Consider the following 6,673-nt stretch of genomic DNA (forward strand, 5'->3'; position numbering starts at 1 on the left):
TGCCCCTGATGGTGCAGCTTCAAATAGGCCGTCTGAAACGCAGGTTCTATCCACGTTCCGTCCTGTTCCGGACGCGGTACATTGGCGCAATGGGCAATCACTTTTTCAAAACAGCGGTTGACCGTTACCCGATACGGCTTGTGACGCAAAGTTTTGGCAAGCGAACGGCCGATATGCAGGTTTTCCGGCACAATCACGGCTCGCGGCGCAACCGCATACCAGAAAAACCAACCGTCGCGGCTAAACCACGGAAAAATCCCCTGCACATACGCCGACAACAGCCGCCCCGTATCCAAATCGCCGCTGACGCCGACCAAGCCGTCGCATTCCGCCAAAGCGTAAGACGGGTCGGGGAAACGATAATCCCGTGGCGCAAGAAAAGGAATCTTCATCGTAAAGCCCATAAAGTTTCAGACGGCCTCAGGCTGAAAATGCCCAAGGCCGTCTGAAAAATCAACATACAAACTGATTAACGTTTGGTTTTGGTTTGGCATTCGCCGCATACGCCGTACATATACAGCGCGTGGTCAACGATACGGTAGCCGTTTTCTTCGGCGATTTTGTCTTGCAGCGCTTCGATTTCCGGATTGTGGAATTCGGTTACTTCGCCGCATTTCACGCAGACGATGTGGTCGTGGTGATCGCCTTTGTCCAATTCATAAACCGCTTTGCCGGTTTCAAAATGGTGGCGTTGCAAAATGCCGGCCTGTTCAAACTGGGTCAGCACACGGTAAATCGTCGCCACGCCGATTTCCACACCCTCTTCCAACAGGATACGGTACACATCTTCTGCACTCAAATGCTCCTCGGCATGAGTCTCGAACAAGTCCAAAATTTTCAAACGCGGACCCGTAACTTTCAAACCGCTGTCTTTCAATTGCGCAATGTTGCTGAATTTTTCCATAATATTCAATATCCCTGTAAGGTAATAACCGTTATAATACGCACTTTCCGCCCGTTTGCCCACTATTGGGCCGTTAAAGGGCGGCAATCTGCCGCCGGTCTTGCAATTGAAAATCGGCGAAAAGAAAAATTAAGAAGATGATTATCGTTTGCTTTTTAAAAATATTCAAGCGATGATAAACATCTTTCCCGAAATGACACAGAAAGGTAAGCCCGTGAATAAAGCCTTATGCCTTGCCATCGCCGCTATTTTAGGTCTGGCCTCATGCAGTGCCGAGCGCGTATCCAACTTTCCATCCTACAAACTCAAAATCATTCAAGGTAACGAGCTCAATCCCCGCTCCGTGGTTTCCCTGCGCCAAGGTATGACCCGCGACCAAGTCCAACTGCTGCTCGGTACGCCACTCCTGCGCGATGCCTTCCATGCCGACCGCTGGGATTACACTTTCAACACCAGCCGCAACGGCATCATCAAAGAACAAAGCAACCTGACTCTGTACTTTGAAAACGACGTCCTCGCACGCGCCGAAGGCGATGCCATCCAAAAATCCATCGAAGCCGTTCAAGCCGGACAAAACATCGTTCCGACTACCGAAACCAACGCGAAATAAGGAAATCCCATGAGCGCATTGAAAATCGCCATTGCCGGCGTCAACGGCCGCATGGGCCGCGTTTTGGTTGAAGCGGTCAACAACCATCCCGATGCCGTCCTCTCCGGCGCACTCGAGCATTCTGGTTCGGAAGTATTGGGTTTGGATGCAGGCTTCGCCTCCGGCCTCAAAACCGGCGTTACCATTTCAGACGACGTGGATGCCGTACTGGCTCAAAGCGATGTCCTTATCGACTTTACCCGTCCCGAGCCAACCCTGAAACACCTGCAAAAATGCGTGGAAAAAGGCGTCAACATCATCATCGGCACGACCGGTTTTGACGATGCAGGCAAAGCCGCCATCCAAGCCGCAGGCGAAAAAATAGGCGTTGTCTTTGCAGCCAACTTCAGCGTCGGCGTCAACCTGACCTTCCATATCCTCGACACTGTTGCCCGCGTGTTAAACGAAGGCTACGACATCGAAATTATCGAAGGCCACCACCGCCACAAAGTCGATGCCCCAAGCGGTACCGCGTTGCGCATGGGTGAAGTCATTGCCGACGCCCTCGGCCGCGACCTCAAAGAATGCGCCGTTTACGGCCGCGAAGGCCACACCGGCCCGCGCGATCCATCCACCATCGGTTTTGCCACCGTCCGCGCAGGCGACATCGTCGGCGACCACACCGCCCTCTTCGCCACCGACGGCGAGCGCGTGGAAATCACCCACAAGGCCAGCAGCCGCATGACCTTTGCCGCCGGTGCCGTACGCGCCGCAGTTTGGGCAAACGGCAAAAAAGGCCTGTACGATATGCAAGACGTATTGGGTTTGAAAAACCGATAAACCCGCATCATCAGGTTTCATACCTTACAAGGCCGTCTGAAAGCACAACATCGATTTTCAGACGGCCTTATTAAAAAGAAAGCCCCACCATGTCCTATCAACAAATCACCATCAACGTCAACGATGCCGTCGCCGAACGCCTTGCCGACGCGCTGATGGAACACGGCGCATTGTCCGCCGCCATTGAAGATGCCTACGCCGGTACAGAAAACGAGCAGGCCATTTTCGGCGAGCCGGGCATGCCGACCGAACAAATCTGGCAACAAAGCAAAGTCATCGCCCTTTTCGGCGAAAGCGACGATGCCGCTTCCATTATCGAAGCCGCCGCGCAGGAATGCGGTTTGAACGATTTGAAATACACCGGCGAAATCCTTGAAGATCAAGACTGGGTACGCCTGACCCAAGCGCAATTCGACCCGATTCAAATTTCCGACCGCCTATGGATTACCCCGTCTTGGCACGAAGCGCCCGACGGCAACGCCGTCAACCTGCAACTTGACCCGGGTCTTGCCTTCGGCACAGGCAGCCATCCGACCACCCGCCTCTGCCTCAAATGGCTCGACACACAGCTCAAAGGCGGCGAAAGCGTATTGGACTACGGCTGCGGCTCAGGCATTTTGGCCATTGCCGCCCTCAAACTCGGCGCAGGCTCCGCCATCGGCGTAGATATTGACGAACAAGCCATCCGCGCCAGCAAAGACAATGCCGCGCAAAACAACGTTGACGCGCAGTTCTACCTGCCGGACGGCCTGCCGCAAGGCCAATTTGATGTCGTTGTCGCCAACATTCTGGCCAACCCGCTGCGTATGCTCGGCGAAATGCTTGCCGCGCGTACCAAACAAGGCGGCCGCATTGTCTTGTCCGGCCTTTTGGACGAACAAGTCGAAGAACTCAGCGGCATTTACAGCCAATGGTTTGACATTGAGCCTGCCGAAATCGAAGAAGGCTGGGCGCGATTGAGCGGCGTCAAACGCTAAACCTGTTTTCCGATACAAAGGCCGTCTGAAATTTAATCTTTCAGACGGCCTTTTTGTACTTAAAACGCTGAATATTCCAGCAAAATCAGGTATAATTGCCTATTATTTTGACCTTTCGGAACACATCCGCCGCGCCCGTTTGACATTTCATCGCGCGCACGGAAAAATTCCTTGAAATTCAGCAAGAAAAGACCATGACTGACCAAAAACACGAAGAATACGGCGCCGACAGCATACAAGTGCTGGAAGGCTTGGAAGCGGTACGCAAACGCCCCGGTATGTATATCGGCGACACGCAGGACGGCAGCGGCCTGCACCACATGGTGTTCGAGGTGCTCGACAACGCTATTGATGAAGCGCTCGCCGGACATTGCGACAAAATCACCGTAACCATCCATGCCGACAATTCCGTCAGCGTGGCCGACAACGGCCGCGGCATGCCGACCGGCATCCACCCGAAAGAAGGCCGCTCCGCCGCCGAAGTCATCATGACCGTCTTGCACGCAGGCGGCAAATTCGACAACAACAGCTACAAAATCTCCGGCGGTCTGCACGGCGTGGGCGTATCCGTCGTCAACGCGCTGTCCGACTGGGTAACGCTGACCATCTACCGTGACGGCAAAGAACACTTCGTCCGCTTCGTACGCGGCGAAACCGAAGAGCCGTTGAAGGTCGTCGGCGATTCCGACAAAAAAGGTACAACCGTACGCTTCCTCGCCAGCAGCGAAACCTTCGGCAATGTCGAATACAGCTTCGACACCCTTGCCAAACGTATCCGCGAACTTTCCTTCCTCAATAACGGCGTAGATATCGAGCTGATCGACGAACGCGACGGCAAACACGAAAGCTTCGCCCTCTCCGGCGGCGTGGCCGGCTTCGTACAATACATGAACCGCAAAAAAACACCGTTGCACGAAAAAATCTTCTACGCGTTCGGCGAAAAAGACGGCATGAGCGTCGAATGCGCGATGCAATGGAACGACAGCTACCAAGAAAGCGTGCAATGTTTTACCAACAACATTCCGCAACGCGACGGCGGCACCCACTTGACCGCATTGCGCCAAGTGATGACCCGCACCATCAACAACTATATCGAAGCCAACGAAGTCGCCAAAAAAGCCAAAGTGGAAACCGCCGGCGACGATATGCGCGAAGGCCTGACCTGCGTTTTGTCCGTCAAACTGCCCGACCCGAAATTCTCATCGCAAACCAAAGACAAACTGGTTTCCAGCGAAATCGGCCCCGTCGTTAACGAAGTCATCAACCAAGCCTTGACCGACTTCCTTGAAGAAAACCCGACCGAAGCCAAAATTATCACCAGCAAAATCGTCGATGCCGCGCGCGCGCGCGAAGCCGCCCGCAAAGCCCGCGAAATTACCCGCCGCAAAGGCGTGATGGACGGCTTGGGTCTGCCGGGCAAACTGGCCGACTGCCAAGAAAAAGACCCTGCCCTGTCCGAACTCTACCTCGTCGAGGGCGACTCCGCAGGCGGTTCCGCCATGCAGGGCCGCGACCGCAAATTCCAAGCAATTTTGCCGCTCAAAGGTAAGATTTTGAACGTCGAAAAAGCACGTTTTGAAAAAATGCTGGCCAGCCAAGAAGTCGCCACGCTGATTACCGCTTTGGGCGCAGGCATCGGCAAAGAAGAATTCAATGCCGAAAAACTGCGCTACCACCGCATCATCATCATGACCGATGCCGACGTGGACGGCGCGCACATCCGCACCCTGCTCCTGACCTTCTTCTACCGCCAAATGCCCGAGCTGGTCGAACGCGGCTACATCTACATTGCCCAGCCGCCTTTGTACAAAGCCAAATACGGCAAACAAGAGCGCTATCTCAAAGACGAATTGGAAAAAGACCAATGGCTGCTCGGCTTGGCCTTGGAAAAAGCCAAAATCGTTTCAGACGGCCGCACCATCGAAGGCGAAGAGCTTGCCAATACCGCCAAACAATTCCTGTTGGCAAAAACCGTCATCGAGCAAGAAAGCCGCATCATTGACGAACTCGTCCTGCATGCCATGCTGCACGCTTCGCCAGTCGATCTCAGCACCGCAGAAAGCGCAGACCGGGCCGTTGCCGAATTGAGCGGCCTCTTGGACGAAAAAGAAGTCGCGCTCGAACGTATCGAAGGCCACGAAGGACACCAGTTCATCAAAATCACACGCAAGTTGCACGGCAATGTGATGGTGAGCTACCTTGAGCCTAAGTTCCTCAACAGCAAAGCCTACCAAACCCTTACCCAAACCGCCGCCGCACTCAAAGGCATAGTCGGAAAAGAGGCGAAGCTCTACAAAGGCGACAACGAATACGATATCGACAGCTTTGAAGGCGCTTTGGACATCTTGATGAGCGTTGCTCAAAAAGGCATGTCCATCCAACGATACAAAGGCTTGGGCGAGATGAACCCGGAACAACTTTGGGAAACCACGATGGATCCTACCGTCCGCCGCCTCCTGAAAGTCCGCATCGAAGACGCCATCGCCGCCGACGAAGTGTTCGTTACCCTGATGGGCGACGAAGTTGAACCGCGCCGCGCCTTCATCGAAAACAACGCCCTGCTGGCGCAAAACATCGACGCCTAAGCATGGAAAGATAAAAGGCCGTCTGAAAAACGATTTTCAGACGGCCTTTTTGTTTTGTGCTTTATTTCTTACAACTCAAATTCCAATAACTTCGCGTGTTTACTTCAATAATTTATTTTAATTCGCGTATTTTAGAGCGTTCCAACTGATTCGGATTCGGGACAACCCAAATAACCAGTTTGAAATGCTCCAATCCGCTTCAAATTTATTCCGCTTTCCCCAAAATCATCGCATCGCCATAGCTGAAAAAGCGGTATTCCTGTTCCACCGCATGACGGTAAACGCTGCGGATATGCTCCATGCCCGAAAACGCGCTGACGAGCATCAGCAAGGTTGATTTGGGCAGGTGGAAGTTGGTAATCAATCGATCGGCAACATTGAAGCGGTAGCCCGGCGTAATGAAAATATCGGTATCGCCGCGACCGGCTTTCAGACGGCCTGTCTCGCGTGCGGCAGATTCCAAGGCGCGCATGGAGGTTGTGCCCACCGCCCACACTTTATTGCCGCGCGCTTTAGCGGCTTCAATGGCGGCAACAGTCTCGGCCGGTACGTCAAACCACTCGCTGTGCATTTTGTGTTCCTCAATTTTATCGACGCGCACGGGTTGGAATGTGCCGGCACCGACGTGCAGGGTTACTTCCGCGGTTTCTACACCTTTGGCTTTCAGACGGCCCAATAATTCATCGGTAAAGTGCAAGCCTGCCGTCGGTGCGGCCACTGCGCCTTGGTACTTGGCGTACACGGTCTGATAGCGGCTGTCGTCTTCATCATCGGCCAC

At 53.9% G+C, this 6,673-nt stretch carries 7 protein-coding genes; 4 read left to right on the top strand and 3 right to left on the bottom strand.

Annotated elements, in window-relative coordinates; translation table 11 throughout:
* Together ACTHS3_RS08890 and fur are read right to left on the bottom strand one after the other, a co-directional pair.
* A partial coding sequence (locus ACTHS3_RS08890) for a leucyl/phenylalanyl-tRNA--protein transferase (RefSeq protein WP_440367725.1) occupies positions 1–392 on the bottom strand: 392 nt, incomplete at its 3' end.
* A gap of 77 nt (positions 393–469) precedes the next feature.
* Entirely contained in the window at positions 470–967 is a 498-nt protein-coding gene (fur, locus tag ACTHS3_RS08895) for a ferric iron uptake transcriptional regulator (protein ID WP_003682812.1), read from the bottom strand.
* Between the two features lie 151 nt (positions 968–1,118).
* Here fur and ACTHS3_RS08900 point away from each other — a divergent pair, with 151 nt between their 5' ends.
* The 4 genes from ACTHS3_RS08900 to gyrB all read left to right on the top strand — a co-directional run bounded on the left by ACTHS3_RS08900 (position 1,119) and on the right by gyrB (position 5,895).
* On the top strand, positions 1,119–1,514 hold the full coding sequence (locus tag ACTHS3_RS08900) for an outer membrane protein assembly factor BamE (protein WP_070587613.1): 396 nt from the start codon (positions 1,119–1,121) through the stop codon (positions 1,512–1,514).
* A gap of 9 nt (positions 1,515–1,523) precedes the next feature.
* Positions 1,524–2,333 carry a 4-hydroxy-tetrahydrodipicolinate reductase gene (gene dapB, locus ACTHS3_RS08905; RefSeq protein ID WP_070587563.1) on the top strand — a complete coding sequence of 270 codons (810 nt, stop codon included), beginning with the start codon at positions 1,524–1,526 and terminating at the stop codon, positions 2,331–2,333.
* An 89-nt stretch (positions 2,334–2,422) separates the two neighbouring features.
* Positions 2,423–3,310, top strand: coding sequence for a 50S ribosomal protein L11 methyltransferase (gene prmA, locus ACTHS3_RS08910; protein WP_004520996.1), 888 nt, complete (start codon positions 2,423–2,425; stop codon positions 3,308–3,310).
* A 194-nt stretch (positions 3,311–3,504) separates the two neighbouring features.
* Positions 3,505–5,895, top strand: a complete 2,391-nt coding sequence (gene gyrB, locus ACTHS3_RS08915; RefSeq protein WP_049336914.1) for a DNA topoisomerase (ATP-hydrolyzing) subunit B — start codon at positions 3,505–3,507, stop codon at positions 5,893–5,895.
* Positions 5,896–6,100: 205 nt separating this feature from the next.
* Here gyrB and queA read toward each other — a convergent pair.
* Positions 6,101–6,673: tRNA preQ1(34) S-adenosylmethionine ribosyltransferase-isomerase QueA (gene queA / locus ACTHS3_RS08920; RefSeq protein WP_440367727.1), on the bottom strand; the 573-nt coding region annotated here is incomplete at its 5' end.

It is taken from the genome of Neisseria sp. P0009.S007 (assembly GCF_051962515.1).

Coding starts and splice junctions, on each gene's coding strand:
- gyrB (WP_049336914.1), top strand. CDS start 3,505: ATGACTGACCAAAAACACGAAGAATACGGCGCCGACAGCATACAAGTG.
- dapB (WP_070587563.1), top strand. CDS start 1,524: ATGAGCGCATTGAAAATCGCCATTGCCGGCGTCAACGGCCGCATGGGC.
- prmA (WP_004520996.1), top strand. CDS start 2,423: ATGTCCTATCAACAAATCACCATCAACGTCAACGATGCCGTCGCCGAA.